The organism is Bartonella schoenbuchensis R1 (genome assembly GCF_002022685.1).
Lineage (GTDB): Bacteria > Pseudomonadota > Alphaproteobacteria > Rhizobiales > Rhizobiaceae > Bartonella > Bartonella schoenbuchensis.
The window spans coordinates 301315-320778 of the sequence record NZ_CP019789.1; the positions used below are offsets into that span (position 1 = coordinate 301315).

A 19464-nucleotide genomic window follows, 5' to 3' on the forward strand; every position below is an offset into this window, starting at 1 on the left:
AGTAGGGTTAGACATAGATTATGCTATTCTAGCAATTGCTCTATACCAAGGTGGCTAATAGAAAGTGATTCAACATAAAAACAATCAAAAAGCTGCAAAAAGTTGGGGGGGAGAAATCGAGAATTCATTAAAACTAACAAAATCAAAAGCCTTTAATTTCTCTATAGCCTTTTGATTCTACTGATATTTGGCGCACCCGAAGAGATTCGAACTCCTGACCCCCAGATTCGTAGTCTGGTGCTCTATCCAGCTGAGCTACGGGTGCATAAATTTTCAGTCTCTTAATATCGTTAAGACATGGGGTTCCTAATCGTTTCGTTGATGAATTGCAAGTAAAACTTGGTAAAAAAGTTTTTTTGTTTAAAGTTTAAGGTGTTTATGATTTCTATAAAGCGTCTGTGTAGTATTATTATTTTCTTCATTTGGTTCATGGTAAGAATCTAAGATGAACGATAGTTAACTTGACGGTCTGTTTTATGAAAGATAGTCAAATTAATAGGATTATATAGATGAGATACGTTTTTGCAGTGTGGTTACACTCTTTACGATTCGATTTTTGCAAAATTCGAATGTTGCTGCTGGAGACTATTTCAAATGCATTGGTGTAAGTAAACGACGAAGCAAGGATAGATGTATGGAGTCGCTGAAAAAGATCATTCCATTAATGCTTTTGGGTGTTATTTGTATTGCCATTTATTTTTGGCCAAAACACAATATAGAGTACCTTGTTCATACAGAAGGTACAACAAAAATGCACCGCATGCTGTATCAAAAGCATCAATGGGAATGCCGCCGGTAAATGTTGTCGTTGATCTTGTTAAAGTTCAGGATTTTTATGAACGTCTTAATGCTATTGGTAGTGGACGGGCTATTGCAGAGGTCAATTTAACTCCTTGGTCAGGAGGTGTTGTTGATAAGATCTTTGTGTCTGCTGGTACAAAAGTGCAGGCGGGTGATGCAATTGTAAAGCTTGATTCTAAAAAGGAAGAAATAGCAGCTGCAAGAGCGAAAGTTCAACGCGACAATAGTGCCTTAACGCTTTCACGTATTCTTAAGTTACGTGCGACTAATACAGCAACAGAGGTTCAAGAGATTACTGCGCGCTTGGAATTAGAGAATGCAAATTTAACTTTGTCTGATGCTGATTTAGCACTTGATCGGCGGACAATTCGTGCACCAATTAGTGGAATTGTTGGTATTTTACCTATTGATGTGGGAAATTCTGTTGGTCTTGATACTGTGGTAGGTCGTATTGAAAATAACGAACGTATTTTGGTTGATATCTGGGTACCTGAACGATATGCATCACGTATCCATAAAGGGGATGAAGTGACTGCAACCTTAATAGCCCAGCCGGATAAAACTTTTGTTGGCCATGTGTATGCGCTTGATAATATGGTTGATGCACAAAGCCGCACACTTCACGTTCAAATTGAAATTCAGAATGAAAAAAATGTACTTATGTCTGGTATGTCTTTTTCTGTTACGTTTCAATTTCATGATGGTTCTTTCCCGGTTGTTGATCCTCTTGCCGTTCAATGGAGCAGTAGGGGGTCATTCGTTTGGCGTGTGAAAGAGGATAAAGTAGAATACGTTCCAGTATCGATTATTCAGCATAGAGCAAATCAAGTATTTGTAAAAGCTCCCTTGGAAGATGGTGATCAGATTGTCGTTCAAGGGGTACAAATGCTTCGTCCAGGTGGTCATGTCATTATTAATGATTCAAAGGCTCATCAAAAGCAATTATCAGAACCTAATGGGCAGGATGGGCAATGAGTCAAGAAGTTGAGAAGCAACAATCTTTAGCAAAGTCAGAACAAACCGGTATAATGGCGTTTTTTATTCGCAGGCCAGTTTTTACCTTTGTTTTAAATGCTATGATTGTGATTGCAGGGATTTCTGCATGGATGAGCGTTGATGTTCGTGAATTGCCAGATGTAGATATTCCAGTGGCAACAATTAAGACGACTTTTACTGGTGCATCAGCAGAAACAATTGATCGTGAAATTACGAAAGTTATAGAAGATGCCGTTTCTCGTGTGTCAGGTGTTAAAACAATTTCTTCAGGTTCCGCTTTTGGTCGTTCCCGTGTAGAGGTTAAATTTAATGTTGGTGTTGATTTAAATGTTGCAGCATCTGATATTCGCGATGCTATTTCTCGTATTACTTATTCTCTACCAAAAGATGCGGAGCCACCTATAATCATTAAAGCAGATTCAAATGCTGCTGCGATGATGTATTTGGTTGTAACATCACCAACGATGAATATTGATGATTTAACAACGGTTGTGAACGATCAAATTGTTGATGCACTTTCTGCTGTTGATGGTGTTGGTGATGTACAGGTTGATAACGCGCGTGTGAAGATTTTTCAAATTGATATTGATCAAGCAAAGCTTGCCAGTTATGGGTTAACTGTAGGGGATATTTCACGTGTTTTGTCTGATATGACCACTGATGCACCTGTGGGGTCATTGCGTAATTCTGAGCAAGCTTTAATTGTGCGTGCAACCGCTCGTTTAACAACACCAGAAGCTTTTGAACAAGTTGTGTTAAAGCCTCATGTACGTCTTGGTGATGTGGCGCATGTTACTTTATCCCCTGATGTAGAAACAGTTATTCTTCGTGTAAACGGAAAGGTGGGGATTGGGTTAGGTATTGTGCGTAAGGCACAGTCCAATACTCTTGATATTTCCAAAAATGTTCGGGCAGTTGTTGAGCATCTCAAAACTGTTCTCCCTTCTTCTGTCCATATAAGTATTCCTAATGACGATGCTATTTTTATTAAGAGTGCTCTTCATGAAGTTGAGGTTGCATTAGTTATTGCTGTGCTTAGTGTTGTTTTGATCATTTTTCTATTTCTAGGGGATATTCGTATAACACTTATACCCGCTGTGTCTATTCCAGTAGCTCTGATTGGGACAATTGCTGCAATTTATCTTGCGGGCTTTTCCCTAAATATTCTCACGTTTCTAGGGCTTGTTTTAGCGACAGGACTTGTTGTGGACGATGCAATTGTTGTTCTTGAGAATATTGTTCGGTGGCGCAATATGGGATTTGGTGCTCGGTCAGCAGCGGTGTTGGGAACGCAAGAAGTATTTTTTGCTGTTGTGGCAACGACATTAACGTTGGTGGCTGTTTTTGTGCCTATTTCCTTTCTTCCTGGGCAGATAGGGGGACTTTTTAGAGAATTTGGTTTCGTGTTGGCAGTGTCTGTTCTGCTTTCTTCGGTTGTTGCTTTAACTCTTTGTCCTATGCTTGCTTCACGCTTTCTTAAAGAAGAAAAGCATGTTGAAGATGATGAACAAAAGGAACATCGTTTAATTTTTCTGTCTCGGATGAGTGCTTTCTTTAGTAGGGGGTATGCTCATAGTTTGCATAAATGTTTGGAACGACCTTGGACTGTTGTCTTTGGTTCGCTTATTTTCTTCGTCCTCTGTCTTGGAGGCTATGTGACGCTTAAGCAGGAGTTGACGCCAGCAGAAGATAGGGGGATTATTTTTTTAGTTGTTAGTGGGCCGCAAGATATTTCAGTGCAGTATCTCAATGAGCAAGTGCAGCAAATTGAAGCGAGCTTAAAACCGTTGCGTGATGCTGGTGAAATTGTTAACAGTTATTCTATTTCTGGAGCTGGAGGTTCATCTAACAATGGTTTTCTTATCTTGTTGCTTTCGTCTTGGGACAAGCGTTCGCGTAGCCAGCAAGAAATTTTAAAAGATGTTAATGCAAAAGTTAGGCAGTTTCCGGGAGTTTTTGCTTTTGCTGCACAAATTAGTTCTTTAGGGGTTTCAGGAATTATTGGCCAAGGATTGCAATTTGCGATTGTTGGAGATAATTACACCCAACTACAATCAATTGCTGATAAGCTTGTAAGCATTTTGCGTACCGATCCGCAGTTTGTTCGTCCGCGGCTTACTGTTGATGCGACGCAACCTCAATTTTTTATTGAAATTGACCGAGAAAAAGCTTCTGATTTAGGGATTGATATCACTAATTTGGGTAATACATTGCAAACAATGGTGGATGGGAAGCAGATTGGCTCGATTTATGTGGATGACCATGCTTATGATGTAAAGCTTACATCACGTAAAAATCCTATTAATAACCCTGCTGATTTGGAAAATGTTTTTTTAAAAACCAAAGACGGTAAATATGTTCCCTTATCGGTTATTACGGATTTACATGAAAAAGCTATTGCGCCTCAATTAAAACGAGAAGAACGCATGAGCGCTGTCGTTATAGGTGCAAATCTTGCTCCAGGAGTTTCTTTAGGAAGTGCTTATAAGACTGTAAAAGAAGCCGCGCTTCCTTTATTGTCAGAGGGAAATTATATTATTCCTTTAGGAGATGCAGCAACTCTTGGTGAAACGTCTTCTGATTTAATGATCGTTTTTGGAATTGCTTTTGTAATTATTTTATTAATTTTAGCTGCGCAGTTTGAAAGCTTTATTTCAGGCTTTATTATAATGGCTACTGTACCATTAGGAGTTGGTTGCGCAGTAATTGCCATGCTTTTGGGTGGTGTTAGTCTCAATATTTATAGTCAAATTGGTTTGATTTTATTAATTGGTATTATGGCTAAAAATGGTATTCTGATTGTTGAATTTGCAGATCAATTGCGCGATCAAGGTAAAAGTGTACGTGAAGCTGTAGAAGAAGCAGCTAATGTTCGTCTTAGACCAGTTTGTATGACGATGATTTGCGCTATTTTAGGAGGTATTCCTTTGGTTTTAGCAAAGGGTGCTGGTGCAGAAGCACGTGTAGCTTTAGGTTGGGTTATTGTTGGTGGTTTGGGTTTGGCAACTGTTTTTACCCTTTATGTAACACCAGTTGTTTATCTATTTCTTGGACGTTTTATAAAATCAAAAGCAGAAGAAGCTGAACATTTGACAAAAGAATTAAGCCAAGTCAAATAACTGCTTTCAAACAGACGATTGACACAGTTTTTTTTATTTTTGTCTAAAAGGTGCCATTTGAGTGCTTATCTTTCTATTTTTGTGTTATTTCATATGTGAGCAGTACAAAATAGGTTAGAGTATAGGAACTATCCTCTATTTTAGAGTCATTTGTGTTTTGATATTATTGTCAATGAGACCATGGGAAAATAATTATGGTTCGCAATGAAAGAGCCTTTGAAGTAGCTTTGAAGGCTTTGAAAAGGCATATTATAGAAGACAAGGTTTGTGATATTCGTCGACATTTTGCAGAAGATGAACAGCGCTTTACTCGTTTTTCTTTAAGACTTGATGATTTCCTTTTTGATTTTTCAAAGTGTGGTGTAACATTAAATACGCTGAAACTCTTAGATAATCTTGCTATTGCAGCAGATGTTTCAGGCAAGTGTAAGGCGATGTTTTTAGGTAAAGCTATTAACGTAACTGAAAAACGCTCGGCTCTTCACATTGCGTTACGTTTGTCTGCTGATGAAGTTTTTATGTTGAATGAGCGTAATATTGTTCAGGACATCCAAGCCGTTCTTACCCGTATGGAAAAATTTTCTGAAATGGTTCGTTGTGGTAACTATAGAGGGTATAGTGGTGAGAGGATAACTGATATTGTAAATATTGGTATTGGGGGGTCTGATCTTGGACCTGCAATGGTTACCCATGCTTTAAAACCTTATCATGATGGACCACGTTGTCATTTTATTTCTAATGTAGATGGTGCACATATTGTTGATGTTCTTGCTAATTTGAATCCGAAAACAACACTTTTTATTATTGCTTCTAAAACTTTTACAACATCTGAAACAGTAGCAAACGCTAAAGTTGCACGCCAATGGATCAGTTCACATTTGGGAGAAGAAGCGGTAAAAATGCATTTTGTTGGCGTTTCCAGCGCGGCCGATAAAGTGATGGAATTTGGTATAGATTCTTCAAGGTTTTTTGAATTTTGGAATTGGGTTGGGGGGCGTTATTCAATTTGGTCAGCGATTGGTCTTGTTGTTATGTTGGCAATTGGTGGTCAAAACTTTCGCCAGTTTCTCAAGGGTGCGCGCCAGATGGACGAGCATTTTAAAACTGCACCTTTGCATAAAAATATTCCGATTCGATTTGCTCTTTTAGGATTCTGGCATCGTGTTATTTGTGGTTATTCATCACGTGCAGTCATTCCTTATGCGCAGCGTTTAGTGCGCTTTCCAGCTTATTTACAGCAGCTTGATATGGAATCAAATGGCAAGCATATTTCTTTAGATGGCAAGCCAATAGGCTTTTCAAGTGGTCCAGTTGTTTGGGGCGATTCGGGAACAAATGGACAACATGCTTTTTTTCAATTTCTGCATCAAGGAACGGATATCATTCCTGTGGAGTTTGTTTTATTTGTAAAAGGGCATGAACCACATTTAAGTCATATGCATGATATATTAATGGCTAATTGTTTGGCGCAATCAGAGGCTTTGATGAAAGGCCACCTTATTAAGGGCAGTTGGAACACTGTTGTTAATAATGCAATTGATGGTAGTGAAGCAGATAATTTAGTGCTTCATAAAAGTTTGAGAGGGAACAGGCCAAGCATTATGCTAATTCAGGATTTATTAACACCCTTTGCGCTTGGTCGTTTAATGGCGCTTTATGAGCATCGTATTTTTATTGAAGGTGTTTTAATGAATATTAATTCATTTGATCAATGGGGTGTTGAATTTGGTAAAGAATTAGCAAATGAATTGTTACCTATTGTACGTGGAGAATCTAAAACTAATAATCACGATAGTTCAACATTAGGACTATTGGCACATATTCAAGCGAGACGTGTTGAATAAAAAGATTTGAGACTTATCTCAATTTTCTTAGTACTGGCGGAGAGAGAGGGATTTGAACCCCCGATAGGGTTGCCCCTATGCCGCATTTCGAGTGCGGTGCTTTCAACCACTCAGCCATCTCTCCATATGTAAATGCAGTAAAATTTTCATTATATAATTTGTGTATGGATGCTTGATAATCTTCAATTGTTTTAAGTACAACCTTTTTTTGCTTCTTTGTTGGCTTTTCTTGACAGAGAATAGAAATTCTATCATATATGTAAATGTTAAGGGAGCTTGCGCTCTAAAAGGTGCTGTTTATCCCTTTTAAATTATTACGACTGATAAAAAGAAGCCTATTTCCCTACTGAACTAAAGCAGAAGTGAACTAAGAGCGGGATCGAACGAAAGGATAAAAAATGTTCGCAGTCATTAAAACAGGTGGTAAGCAATATCGTGTTGTTGCTAACCAGGTATTAAAAGTTGAAAAGATCATTGGCAACGCTGGTGATATCGTTAAATTCGACAATGTATTGATGATGGGTGAGGGGGAGAGTGTAGCTATTGGTGCACCTGTTATCGCTGAGGGTTTAGTTACAGCTGAAATTGTAGAACAAGGACGTGCTCGTAAGGTTATTGCATTTAAGAAACGGCGTCGTCAAAATTCGAAGCGTACTCGTGGTCATCGCCAAGAAATAACGACACTTCGTATTTTAGAAATTTTAGCGGATGGTTCAAAGCCTAAAAAACAGTAGCTAAGTCGGTTGAGAAGAAAGCAGCTGTACCAAAAGAGGCAAAAACTTCTACTCCTTCTAAGGAAACTGCCACAAAAACTGCTAAAAAGAAGGTTGCGTCACAAAAAACAGCTGCGATATCAAAAAGTAAAGAAGACTAAGGGAGAATTCCATGGCACATAAAAAAGCTGGCGGTTCCTCACGTAATGGCCGCGATTCAGAATCAAAACGTCTTGGCGTTAAGAAATTTGGTGGTGAAGCTGTTATTGCGGGAAACATTATCGTACGTCAACGCGGTACACGTTGGCATCCTGGTGAGAATGTTGGTATTGGAAAAGATCATACTCTTTTTGCGCTTTCAAATGGGAAAGTTTCTTTTCGTAAGAAAGCAGATAACCGCGCTTATGTTTCAGTCATTCCTATGTGACGGGGACAGAGGTAATCTGAGTATTCTTTAAAATAGATCGGTATATATTGGATTTCGGTTTTAAAACTTTGGGGCATTAAAAAAATAATGTCCCATTTTTTATTCTAGCTATACGATAAGTGTTAGGACTATATAAGAAGCTGACACAAAACAGAATTTTCTGATTATTTTGCTGAAAGATTCATTTTAGGTTTCCTTTATCTGAAGATATTGAGTGATAATTTGGATTCTACAACAGATTTTTTCTGTTTATACAATTTTACTTGAAAATGAAACTTTGATTACTCAAAGTTTATAACTTGGTGGTGAGAGGTGACGGTATTGCTTGATCTTAGAATCAAGTGGGTAGGTAATCCGTAAGTGTATTTTAAAGATAAATGGTTCTTTATTGAGATGTGCTCTGTTGAATTATTTATGTTGGATTTAATTTAACTGAACTCAAATCAACAGTATAAGTTATTCATTTTTAAATAACATTTCATTTAGTATCATTTTACAGGCAATTTATTATTTTTGATGCAGTTTGGCTTTGACTGCACAAAAAGTTGTGAGGTTGATAACGATATTAGGGGATAATATTTCATATAGCTATTTTATTAGTATACGCTTAATATTTCAGCAATTTTTACTGTAAGAATCAATTTTAGTGTTAAGATTAAGTAGGTGTTGTTTAATAAGTGATATAGGTAGTTTTTATGATAACTGATCTGATGAAGAGATAACCATAAGTACTGTCATTATATTAAAACTATCTGAAAGTTTGTTTATTAAATTAATTACCACAACGATGAGAAACATGATCCTGTTTATGGTATCAATTCTTTTCTATTGAATATTTCTGAATTATTTGAACGAGAAAAATCGTAATGAAATAAATTGGTAATTTTTATTTAGGGTTATTTCTTGATACATAAAAAAGCTTCACTTCACTCTTGTGTGGGCTATTATAAATGATTTCTGAATTAATTACAGATTTTAAGGATTCTACCTCACTTATGTAATGAAAACAGCTGCAAAGCAGGCATTTTTTACACGAGAATTATCCTGATGATGGTACTTTGTAGTTTTAATGTCATCGTTAGGTGAGTGTTTAAAATATTATTGAAATATTTTTTAACAGTCTTTCCATTAATTTCTAATGATTTTATTGATAAGAACATTATGCTATTTATATGTTATACAAAAATAAATATATAATGATAAAATATAAAGTTAAAATAGCAATATTTTTATTATAAAAACAATCAATTACATCTGTACAGTATTTTTCCATAAAACAAAATTAGCAATACTGAAAGATTTTTTGAGATTGTCTGATAATTGTATCGTTGGCTATAATAACGATTATTTTTTCAGCCTATTATTATGTAAGTTTCAAGATTTTAAAGGTGTACTGTAGATATCATTGAACATAAAATGTGTTTCAGTGTTCGTTGGAACCCGTCTTATAAAAATACAAAAAAATTATTTATTGGTGCTCTTGCCATTTTATTAATGCGCGTTATGTAAAGAACAAATTGATCTTTAATAAAGAAATTTTTACAGCAAAATGGATTATATTTTTGATGGAGGTTATGCAATATTTTTAAGAATAAGTTGTATATTTTCTTTGTTTGAAGGCCTTTAATTAAAAAGGCTCTAATCTTTTCTAAGCTCCAATATTTTTAAGAGATTTTAGAACGATGCCGAAATAAATCATAGCATCGAAAGAATTGTTTTACCTTTTTTCATTTTTTCCTAGTGCGCAACAGTGGCTTTGCAAAAGGCTTTTCTTTGCTTTTTGTGATGATGTTGGTCTCTGTTTTGGTGCTTCAATATATTGCCTTATTTCAAGGGATGTTATGCAAAAATTGTATTTAAGCTCAAAAAACAATGAATCGAATTGTTGTCATTTTCTCTATAAATCGTTTTGGATCAAGGTGGTTTCATTAGGGGCTGTGGTTTCATTAGGGGCTACAGTGATGATATTTCTATCGAGTGTTTTTCCAGTTTTTGCTACTGATCAGGGTGTTAAATATGGTTCAGATGCGTACGCAAAAAATCAACAAGATACTGCAATCGGCAGGGAAGCACAGGCTAAGGGGGATGGTGCTACGGCTGTAGGTTCCTTTAGCCAGGCTGGTCAGCAAAATTCCACAGCGGTGGGTAGGTATGCAAAGGCTAATGGTTATGGTGGGACAGCCATAGGGACTTTAGCTACTACAGATAAATTTGGTGGAACTACATTAGGTACGGCTATTGGTTATAGTGCAGAATCACTTGTGTGGGGTGGTGTCGCTCTGGGCAGTCACTCTAAGGCTGATGTTAAGGAGGGAACTGCCGGTTATAATCCTGAAAGTGGTGTCACTTCATTAGATAGGTCATTAGCATGGAAAAGTACTAGAGGTGCAGTTAGCATTGGTGATGTAACCAAGGAATACACACGACAGATTGTAGGGGTAGCAGCTGGTACTCAGGATACTGATGCAGTGAACGTTGCGCAGCTAAAAGCATTAAGAAAATGGGTAGAAGACAAAGATGGCATTTGGAAATTTTCTGTGAATAGCAAAGATACTACAAGAATTAATTACGTGAAAAGGCTCGATTTAATTGAAGGTAAAAATATTGAAATTGTTAAAAATGGTAATAAGGTAACATTTGGTTTAACTGAGAGTGTTAAGCTAAAGGGTATTGAAATAGAAAATGCTGCTCTGAAGATAAATAGTAATGGGATTGATGCTGGAAATAAAAATATTACAAACGTGGCAGAAGGAAAAATTACTGAAGAATCGGCAGAAGCAGTTTCAGGTAAGCAGCTTTATAAGATGGGTAATGATATATCTCAATATTTAGGGGGTGGTGCAACATTTCGTGAGGATGGTTTTTTCGGGCCACAATATATTTTATCTAAAGTTTCTACAGATGGAAGTGTGAAACGGGCTGATTTTAATGATGTTGGCAGTGCTTTTATAGAACTTGATGCAAATATCAAGAATGTAAATAATCATCTAAAATATGTGTCCGGTAACTTTAGGGAAGCAATCGATAAGATTTCTGAAGATTTGAAACATAATACTGTGACATGGAGTGAATCTGACAAAGCCTTTGTTGCGCTTCATACAGAAAACGGGAAAAGAAAAAATAGCAAACTTACATTTCTTATGGATGGAGATATTACTCCTAACTCCACTGATGCTGTTACAGGTAGGCAGCTTTGGAAGACAAATAAGAGGATTAAAAGTCTTAAAGATAAAGTTAATAATGTGATTGATCGAGTTAACACCCTTACTGATGGGGTTGTTACTTATGACAAAGATGAATATGGGAAAAAAGCTAATAGTATCACTTTAGTAGGTGGTAAAGAAGGTGAGCCTGTGCTCATTGACAATGTTGCAAATGGTGAAATCGAAGAAGGTTCAAAACAAGCAGTCAATGGTGGGCAGCTGCATGATTACGTTAAAGAACAAACACAACTTGCTCTTGCAGACGCCAACAAATATACAGATGAAAAAATAGGGAATATGGTTAATGATGCTGTTGCACAAGCTAATGCCTATACTGATATGAAGTTTGAGGCCTTAAATTATAGAGTTGAAAGCGTCCAAAAAGAAGCAAGACAAGCAGCAGCAATCGGTTTGGCTGTAGCGAACTTGCATTACATTGAGACACCAGGGATGCTCAGTATTGCATTTGGTAGTGGTGTATGGCGTGGTCAATCAGCACTTGCTTTTGGAACTGGTTATATGTCTGAAGATGGAAAGATGCGTTCCAACTTCTCCGTTACCACTTCTGGAGGGCATTGGGGTGTAGGAGCAGGATTAAGCTTAGCATTGAAATAATGATAAGAAACCGGAAATATATTACAAGTCTTTTGTTTATTCTTGTTTTTTTAGGAAAGGCTGTAAGCTTTGCTGAGGAGCAAGAGAGTGTTTATACAGTGCATCCACCGCAATTATCAGTGCCCGGTGGAAAGCCTGGTGAAACACGCCGGATTATTATGCAGTTTGATTACTGGACATTAATTTGCGATGAAAACAAAACAATAAAACAAGGCATCTGTAATGTAACTCAGACAATCCATAATGATAAAGAAGGTAACAAGGTCTTTAGCTGGTCACTTGTTTCTACAAAAAATGGTCAACCAGTTATGTTGTTACGGACATTGCCAAACGCTAACACAAATGCTCCTATTCAAGTCTTTATGGAAGGTGTCGAAAAACCGCTTCTTATTAGCTATAAGCAGTGCAATCGAGAAATCTGCTTAGCGCAGTATCCTGTAGGGCCTGTTTTAATGAAACAGATAAGTAAGAGTAGCAATGTACGCATTTCTTATCAGCTTAAAGAGGGAAAAACACTTTCCTTTGTGGCGCCATTTAAGGGCTTGGGTGAGGCGCTTCTCTCTTTGCAATAAATAAAATCAAAAAATATGATTTTACCTATTTCAGCATTGTTTTAATGAATAAAGTAATTTTTTATTGCTTAAAGTAATATAATTTAAGCTTGCAGGTTATTTCTTTCTGAATATAGTGCAAACCTCTGGAGAGGTGGCCGAGTGGTTGAAGGCGCACGCCTGGAACGCGTGTATATGGGAAACCATATCGAGGGTTCGAATCCCTCTCTCTCCGCCAAAATATAATAAAATCAAATAATTATGTAGAAGTTAGAGAATTTTTATTGCTTTGATTTTATTAAGTTTTGCAGATACTATTTTTTGCTTTTTGTAGTTTTTAGTTGATTCAATAGTTGGTTTTTTGTGATTAGCACTCTTTATATAAAGAGATGCCATGCTATCTTCAGTTCACCCAAAATTGCTTTTATACGTGAAATTTGCATCTCTGCATGAGCTGCTCTTTTATTATAGCTTGTGCTTTTTATCTTATAAGCCGATTTTTTAATGTTTGCTGCGTTACGCGCTTTTTTAAGCGAGTTATCAAGGGATTTCTCGATAAGTTTCTTGCTTTACTTGTCATTGATGAATGTTTCATCGCCCATATGATCAATTTAAAGTATTTTTACCGGTTTAGGCAAGATGAGAATTTGCTTGTTTCTGTCTCTAAATGAATGAATATTATTCGTTACGATTTTTCAAAATCATAATGCCGATGGTTCTTGTTTTTACAAAGGTGTCCCACGCTTTAATAGGAGTACAATCCACTTGTTGGGCAAATGTTACTGCATTTTGCTTGCTTCTGGTTTACCTACAAACATTCCTCTGGTGTGAGCTTTGTAAAAGTTGCAAAGCAGCAATTACGCACAAACCACTGTTAAAATAACAGGAAAGGCTGAGGCAAGAGTCAGTATTTTAGAAGGAGAATGGAAATAGTTATAAAAAAGCTACCTCATTATAACCATTGAAAGTGATAGAAAACTGTCATAGTCAAAATCTATATCAAAAAAATATCTAATCCCGTAGCGACAAAACTAATTGATATTACTGAACTTTTGGTACCGTCGTGATGACTGATGAACCAAATACAACAAAGAAGGAAGTTATTGAAACGGGAAGAGATTTTGTTTCAAACACACCAACATAGCTAATCCTTTGTAAACATTTCTCGTAATAGAAAGATTTCACAAAAACCACTCCACTTAACTAGTTACTAATATTATTGCTAAAACACACTTTACCCACGGCTCTTAATATCGCCCTTCAAACAAAAAGCGTTCACCAACACAGTGTTATAAAATTTCCCAAGTAATTATACTACTCTGCAAATTAACCTCCCATAAACCATTTATTTCATTATTCAGAAATTGAGAACACCCCAATTTATTCAATGAAATATCCCAATAAACACTTCAAAAATAAGCGCATTACAACACTACCTTCTTAGGAATCCGTTTTGGAAAAATAAAACACCCCCTTTAAATTTTTTGCTCGTTATACATATACCCCCTTACCCTTTAACATAAAGCCAAGTTGCTTTCCAAAAACCTTTAAAAGGCAAACAAAAGCAAACACTCTTAAACACTATCACTCAGATTAATCGCTTTAATTAAGGAGATTATAAATAACGAACACCCCCATTCATCTCATATTTAGCTTACTAAATAACGCTTATTAAAACTCACTCACCCCATATTATTCTCTCAAAGGCTCAACATCACACTTCCCTTTGTTTGAATAAAACTCTTGAGTTTCTTTTAAGCTAATAACGGCTAAATATACTTTTTTGACGCCCACATATATTATTTAACATTTCTATTTTGGAGAATTTGCTATGAAAATCATACACCCCTAAAACTAAAAGCTTTTTGTAAAGGTAAGACCTTAAAGGTCTTCTCTCCTTACTATTTATTGTTTGACACAAAGCTTATTTAGAAGCTGAAAAACTACACTCTTTTGTTTTTCAGCACGTTTGTTTTTTAGCACACGAAATTGGCTCTGCTTTATGGTTTGTTTTTATGTTTTTTTACAACACAAAACCCATCATCAAATCAGATAGCGCCCAATTGTGACTTTTTGATGTCCAAATATGTTTTTTTATTTTTGAAAGATTTGTTATGAAAAAAGTACATATCACTCCAAAAAACAAAAGCTTCATTGCTCAAAGGTTTTCTGCTGAGGTATCTTTGGTGAGAGCTGTTTCATTAGGGGCGGTAATGGCTACACTTTTGTCGAGTGTTTCTCCAGTTTTTGCTTCTCATCTTTCTTCAACGGGGTCGACAGTTCAAAGTGCAGAGTCAATAGTTCAAAGTGTAAGTGCAGGTGTGGTTTCTGCTAACGTTGCTCATGGGCGTGTTGGTGGCCGTGCTGGGGTGGCTAATGGTGATCGTTCTTGTGGGGTGGACCAGATTGTTAGCCGTAGTTCATCAAGGTTAGGTAAGAAAGTATCTGCAAAAGAGCAGTATAAGAAATTGAGCGCTAATCAACAATTTATCAATTGTGATCCTAATGGTTCTGTAATTCAACCAGTTACTTGGATTGCTGATACAGATGCTATGTCTCGCGCTATTGCTGCTGGTGTGAATATGAGACAAGTTGCCGAAACGTCAGAGGGAATACAGGGTTATTTTGATAGTTTTACTTTGAGAGGTATTGGTACTCAGCTAGGTTCAAATGCGAATGCAGAGAGCGGAGAGGATACTGCAATTGGCAGGGAAGCATGGGCTAAGGGTGGTGGTTCTGTTGCTTTAGGTTTTTCAAGCCAGGCTCTCCAGTCAGAATCTATTGTAATAGGTAATTACGCAAAGGCGGAGGGAATGAAGGCAATAGCTATAGGTTCTTTTGCTAATGCGAAGGGAGTGAAGGCAATAGCTGTAGGTTCTTTTGCTGAGGCTAAATTAGGTACTGCTATTGGTTATGGTGCACAATCATCTGTGGAGGGCGGTGTTGCTTTAGGTGATGATTCTAAAGCCAAAGTTGGAAAATGGGTTTCAGGTTATGATCCTAGAAGTGACATCGCTTCAATGGAAACGTCACCGATATGGAGAAGTACTATAGGTGCAGTTAGTATTGGTGATGTAAGCAGTGGAAAAACACGACAAATTACAGGAGTAGCCGCTGGTTTTGAAGAGACTGATGCAGTGAATGTTGCTCAGCTGAAAGCATTACAAACATGGGTAGAAGAAGAAGGTGGTACTTGGCGACTTTCTGTTAACGGTCAAAATGCTACAAAAGTTAATAAAGATACTAATCTCGATTTAGTTGCTGGAAGTAACAATATTAAGATTGTCAAAAATGACAATACGGTAACATTTGATTTGGCTGAGACTCTTGTACTGACGAGTGTCTGGACAAGAAATGTCCGCTTAGTAGATCTTGGTTTATTTATTGTGGATGGTCCATCAGTGACTACTGCTGGGATCAATGCTTCAGATATGAAAATTAGGGGTGTGGCGGATGGAACTCTCCTCAGAGGGTCGAAAGATGCAGTTAATGCCGGTCAGGTTTATGAACTGAACAGTACGGTTGCAACGTATTTAGGGGGTAATGCAAACGTGTTAGAAAATACGGCACCGACTTATACAATTCAAAGGCAGATCTATCATGATGTTGGCACTGCTTTTACAGGTGTTGATACTTCACTGATGCAGCTTTCTGAAAGGATTAATGGTGTGGCAGATAGCATTCTTGTAGAGCAAAATTCAGGGACGAAGCAGATTACTATTGGTGCAAAAACAGAAGGTATGGAGATCAATATTGCCAACAGTGGAGGAGAATCTCGGGTACTTTCTGGTGTGCAAAGAGGAGAGCTTTCTGAAGTCTCGATGGAAGCAGTGAATGGTGCACAACTTTATGAAGTAGATCAGAAGTTTGTTCCGTTGAATGCTACTATATCGAAAGTTGAGAGAAGTGTAGCAACTCTTGATGCAAATGTCACAACCTTAGATACGAATATTTCGACGTATTTGGGTGGTGGTGCCAATATACTGGCAAATCGAGCACCGATTTATACAGTTCAAAATGAGACCTATAATGATGTTGGTAGTGCATTTAAAGGTGTTGATGATACATTGACACAGCTCTCTACTAAAGTTGAGGGTGTTGTAGGTAGCATTTTTGTACATCAAAACCCAGGGACAAAGCTGATCACAATTGGTGCTAAAGTGGAAGGCACGGAGATTAAAATTACCAACAGTGGAGGAGAATCTCGGGTACTTTCTGGTGTGAAAGATGGAAAAGTTACTGCAGAATCAACAGAGGTAATCAATGGTAAGCAGCTTTATGAACTGAACAGCACGGTTGCGCAGTATTTAGGTGGTGAAGCCAACATACTAGAAGGTATAGTACCGACGTATACAATTCAGAAGCAGACTTATAATGATGTTGGAGCCACCTTTGAGGGTGTTGATGCTTCATTGACGCAGCTTTCTAGTAGAATTGATAATGTGGTAAGTAGCAACCTTGTCCAGCAAGAACCAGGGACGCATAAAATCACGATAGGTGGCAAAGCTGAGGGTAATGAGGTCTCGATTGCCAACAAAGATGAAGGATTACGCACCCTTACCGGTTTGGCAGAGGGATCTGTTACGGAGGGTTCAACAGATGCAGTTAATGGTTCACAGCTTTATGAAGTCAAGCAAAGCGTTAATGTATTGACAGGCACAGTATCTGGTGTGCAGAATAATGTGACAAAGCTTGATAATAATATATCTGAGTATTTAGGTGGGGGAGCAAGCGTACTTGCAGGTACAGCACCAATGTATATGATTCAAGGAGAGGAGCATCATGATATTGGGAGCGCCTTTGCGGGCGTTGATACTTCATTGACGCAGCTTTCTGGTAGGATTGATAGTGTTGCAAATGTGGTAAATAATGGCCTTGTCCAGCAAGAGCCCATATCTAAGCTAATCACGATAGGTGGTAAAACAGGTGGTACTGAGATCTCTATTGCCAACAGAGATGGAGGAGAACGCAAACTTACTGGTTTGGCAGAGGGCGATCTCTCAGAAGCTTCAACAGAAGCAGTGACAGGTTCGCAGCTTTATAGGGTGGAGAAGAGTGTTACCACTTTGCATGGCACTATATTTGAGGTTGAAAAGAATGTCACGACGCTTGATACGAATATTAATGAGTATTTCGGTGGTGGAGCAGATGTCTTGAAAGGTACGGCACCGACGTATACCATTCAGAATGGGGAATATAGTGATGTAGGAGTTGCCTTTGTAGCTGTGGATGATACACTGACACAACTTTTTGGTAGAATTGATGATGTAGTACGTGGTGACCTTGTCCAGCAAGAGCTAGGGACGCATAAGATTACCATTGGTGGTAAAACAGGTGGTACTGAGATCTCTATTGCTAACAAAGATAGAGAAACTCGAAAACTTACTGGGTTAGCTGATGGGTCTGTTACAGAAGGCTCGACAGATGCAGTCAATGGCAAGCAGCTTTATGGAGTCAAGAAAAGTGTTGAGACGTTGACGAGCACAATGTTTGATGTGCAAGAGAATGTGACAAAGCTTGATACAAATATTAATGAGTATTTAGGGGGTGGTGCCAACATACTAGAAGGTGTTGCACCGACTTACACCATTCAAAAGCAAAACTATAACAATGTTGAAGCTGCCTTTGCCGGTGTTGATGCTTCACTGACGAAGTTGCAGAATAATATCAATACAAATACTACAGCGGTTAAGGAAAATGCTTTATTTTGGAGTGATAGGGAGGAAGCCTTTGTTGCGCTTCATGTAAATAAAGGAGAAGGGCGAGGGGTAGCAGAAAATAACAAGCTAAAGTTTCTTTTAGATGGGGATATTGTAGATGGTTCAACGGAAGCGATAACAGGTAACCAGATTTTTGTGCTAAATAAACAGCTAGCAGCTTATTTCGGTGGAGGGGCTGGGTATCAAGATGGAAAGTGGACAGATCCAACATTTACAATTGCGGATTTTGGTGTGCAGAGCAAGAATGGAGAACAAACATATCATAATGTAGCTGATGCTTTTGAGGCTGTTAATAACAGTATGTCTAGTCTCGATAATCGTATTCAACAAGTTGAAACTCAGGTGAATTCTAATAGTTTAAATTGGAATGATGGCAAAGATGCCTATAGCGCTAGTCATAATGGTCAGGCTAGTAAGGTAACCGATGTAGCGGATGGTACAATTGCACAAGGTTCTACTGATGTGGTTACAGGTAATCAGCTTTGGGAGACAAATGAGAAGGTTAACATTCTTGAAGGCAAAGTTGATAGTATAGTTAACGAAGTTGATATCATTACGGATGGAGCTGTCGTTTATGACAAAGATGAACAGGGCAACAAAATCAATAGCATCACCTTAAAAGGTGGTAAGGAAGATGAGCCTGTGCTCATTGATAATGTTGCAGATGGTGAAATCGAAAAAGATTCGAAACAAGCAGTTAATGGTGGTCAACTGAAAAAACAGATGGGCGTTGTTCTTGCAGATGCTAACAAATATACAGATGAAAAAATAGAGAATATAGTTGGTGATGCTGTTGCACAAGCAAATGCTTATACTGATATGAAGTTTGAGGCCTTAAATTATAGAGTTGAAAGCGTCCAGAAAGAAGCAAGACAAGCAGCAGCTATCGGTTTGGCCGTATCTAACTTACGTTACAATGATACACCTGGCAAATTCAGTGTTGCATTTGGTAGTGGTGTGTGGCGTGGTCAATCAGCACTTGCCTTTGGAGCTGGTTATACATCTGAAGATGGGGATATCCGTTCCAACCTCTCCGTCACTACTTCCGGAGGACACTGGGGTGTAGGAGCAGGAATAAGCTTTACACTAAACTAATCACATCATATTAAAACTAATAACGTCACATTAATTAATATGCCCATATACCACAGATATAAAAAGAATATGATTTGTGACAAGGTGGTTTAAATAAAAAAGACATTTTTATGAAAAAGGAGAATTATCCACAGATTTTTTTTGATATGTTATTACAAAAAAACGCACAAAACTATCATCCTTTATTCCGTAGATTCACTTGGAAATAAAACACGTTTCAATCTTTACTAAGAACCTACTTTAAAAAAATGAAGCTAAAACCCCTTAAATTTTCTATTTACTCGTCCGTATATACCCTTTAACATAAAGCCAAGTTGCTTTCCGAAAACCTTTAAAAGGTAAACAAAAGCAAACACTCTTAAACACTATCACTCAGATTA

Annotated in this window: 6 protein-coding genes, 3 tRNA genes and 2 pseudogenes; 9 read left to right on the forward strand and 2 right to left on the reverse strand. The window is 37.6% G+C overall.

The annotated features are described in order from the left end of the window. Positions 1-188: 188 nt before the first annotated feature. Positions 189-265: transfer RNA gene (locus tag BscR1v2_RS01280), tRNA-Arg, on the reverse strand. A gap of 369 nt (positions 266-634) precedes the next feature. Here BscR1v2_RS01280 and BscR1v2_RS01285 point away from each other — a divergent pair. The 3 genes and pseudogenes from BscR1v2_RS01285 (at position 635) to pgi (ending at position 6760) form a co-directional block, all read left to right on the forward strand. Then, a pseudogene (locus BscR1v2_RS01285) lies at positions 635-1776 on the forward strand (efflux RND transporter periplasmic adaptor subunit). Continuing rightward, a complete protein-coding gene (locus BscR1v2_RS01290) occupies positions 1773-4916 on the forward strand; it encodes an efflux RND transporter permease subunit (RefSeq protein ID WP_078689444.1) in 3144 nt (1047 codons plus the stop codon). The pseudogene BscR1v2_RS01285 and the gene BscR1v2_RS01290 overlap by 4 nt, the downstream one beginning before the upstream one ends. A gap of 194 nt (positions 4917-5110) precedes the next feature. Then, on the forward strand, positions 5111-6760 hold the full coding sequence (gene pgi / locus BscR1v2_RS01295) for a glucose-6-phosphate isomerase (RefSeq protein WP_078689445.1): 1650 nt from the start codon (positions 5111-5113) through the stop codon (positions 6758-6760). 34 nt (positions 6761-6794) lie between these two features. Here pgi and BscR1v2_RS01300 read toward each other — a convergent pair. Then, positions 6795-6884: transfer RNA gene (locus tag BscR1v2_RS01300), tRNA-Ser, on the reverse strand. Between the two features lie 274 nt (positions 6885-7158). Between BscR1v2_RS01300 and rplU the strand changes: the two are divergent. The 6 genes and pseudogenes from rplU to BscR1v2_RS01330 all read left to right on the forward strand — a co-directional run bounded on the left by rplU (position 7159) and on the right by BscR1v2_RS01330 (position 19084). Continuing rightward, positions 7159-7634: pseudogene (rplU, locus tag BscR1v2_RS01305) on the forward strand (50S ribosomal protein L21). Between the two features lie 11 nt (positions 7635-7645). Further along, positions 7646-7900 carry a 50S ribosomal protein L27 gene (gene rpmA / locus BscR1v2_RS01310; RefSeq protein WP_010703393.1) on the forward strand — a complete coding sequence of 85 codons (255 nt, stop codon included), beginning with the start codon at positions 7646-7648 and terminating at the stop codon, positions 7898-7900. Between the two features lie 1919 nt (positions 7901-9819). Further along, on the forward strand, positions 9820-11718 hold the full coding sequence (locus BscR1v2_RS01315; RefSeq protein ID WP_194284949.1) for a YadA-like family protein: 1899 nt from the start codon (positions 9820-9822) through the stop codon (positions 11716-11718). Beyond that, positions 11718-12290, forward strand: a complete 573-nt coding sequence (locus BscR1v2_RS01320; RefSeq protein WP_078689447.1) for an invasion associated locus B family protein — start codon at positions 11718-11720, stop codon at positions 12288-12290. Before BscR1v2_RS01315 ends, BscR1v2_RS01320 begins: the two co-directional genes overlap by 1 nt. A 127-nt stretch (positions 12291-12417) precedes the next feature. Further along, positions 12418-12507 (forward strand) — tRNA-Ser (locus BscR1v2_RS01325). Between the two features lie 1876 nt (positions 12508-14383). Then, entirely contained in the window at positions 14384-19084 is a 4701-nt protein-coding gene (locus BscR1v2_RS01330) for a YadA-like family protein (protein ID WP_078689448.1), read from the forward strand. Positions 19085-19464: the final 380 nt, after the last annotated feature.

Excerpts from the sequence above, each read along its gene's own strand:
- BscR1v2_RS01330 (WP_078689448.1), top strand. The coding sequence starts at position 14,384 with ATGAAAAAAGTACATATCACTCCAAAAAACAAAAGCTTCATTGCTCAA.
- BscR1v2_RS01290 (WP_078689444.1), top strand. The coding sequence starts at position 1,773 with ATGAGTCAAGAAGTTGAGAAGCAACAATCTTTAGCAAAGTCAGAACAA.
- pgi (WP_078689445.1), top strand. The coding sequence starts at position 5,111 with ATGGTTCGCAATGAAAGAGCCTTTGAAGTAGCTTTGAAGGCTTTGAAA.
- BscR1v2_RS01320 (WP_078689447.1), top strand. The coding sequence starts at position 11,718 with ATGATAAGAAACCGGAAATATATTACAAGTCTTTTGTTTATTCTTGTT.
- rpmA (WP_010703393.1), top strand. The coding sequence starts at position 7,646 with ATGGCACATAAAAAAGCTGGCGGTTCCTCACGTAATGGCCGCGATTCA.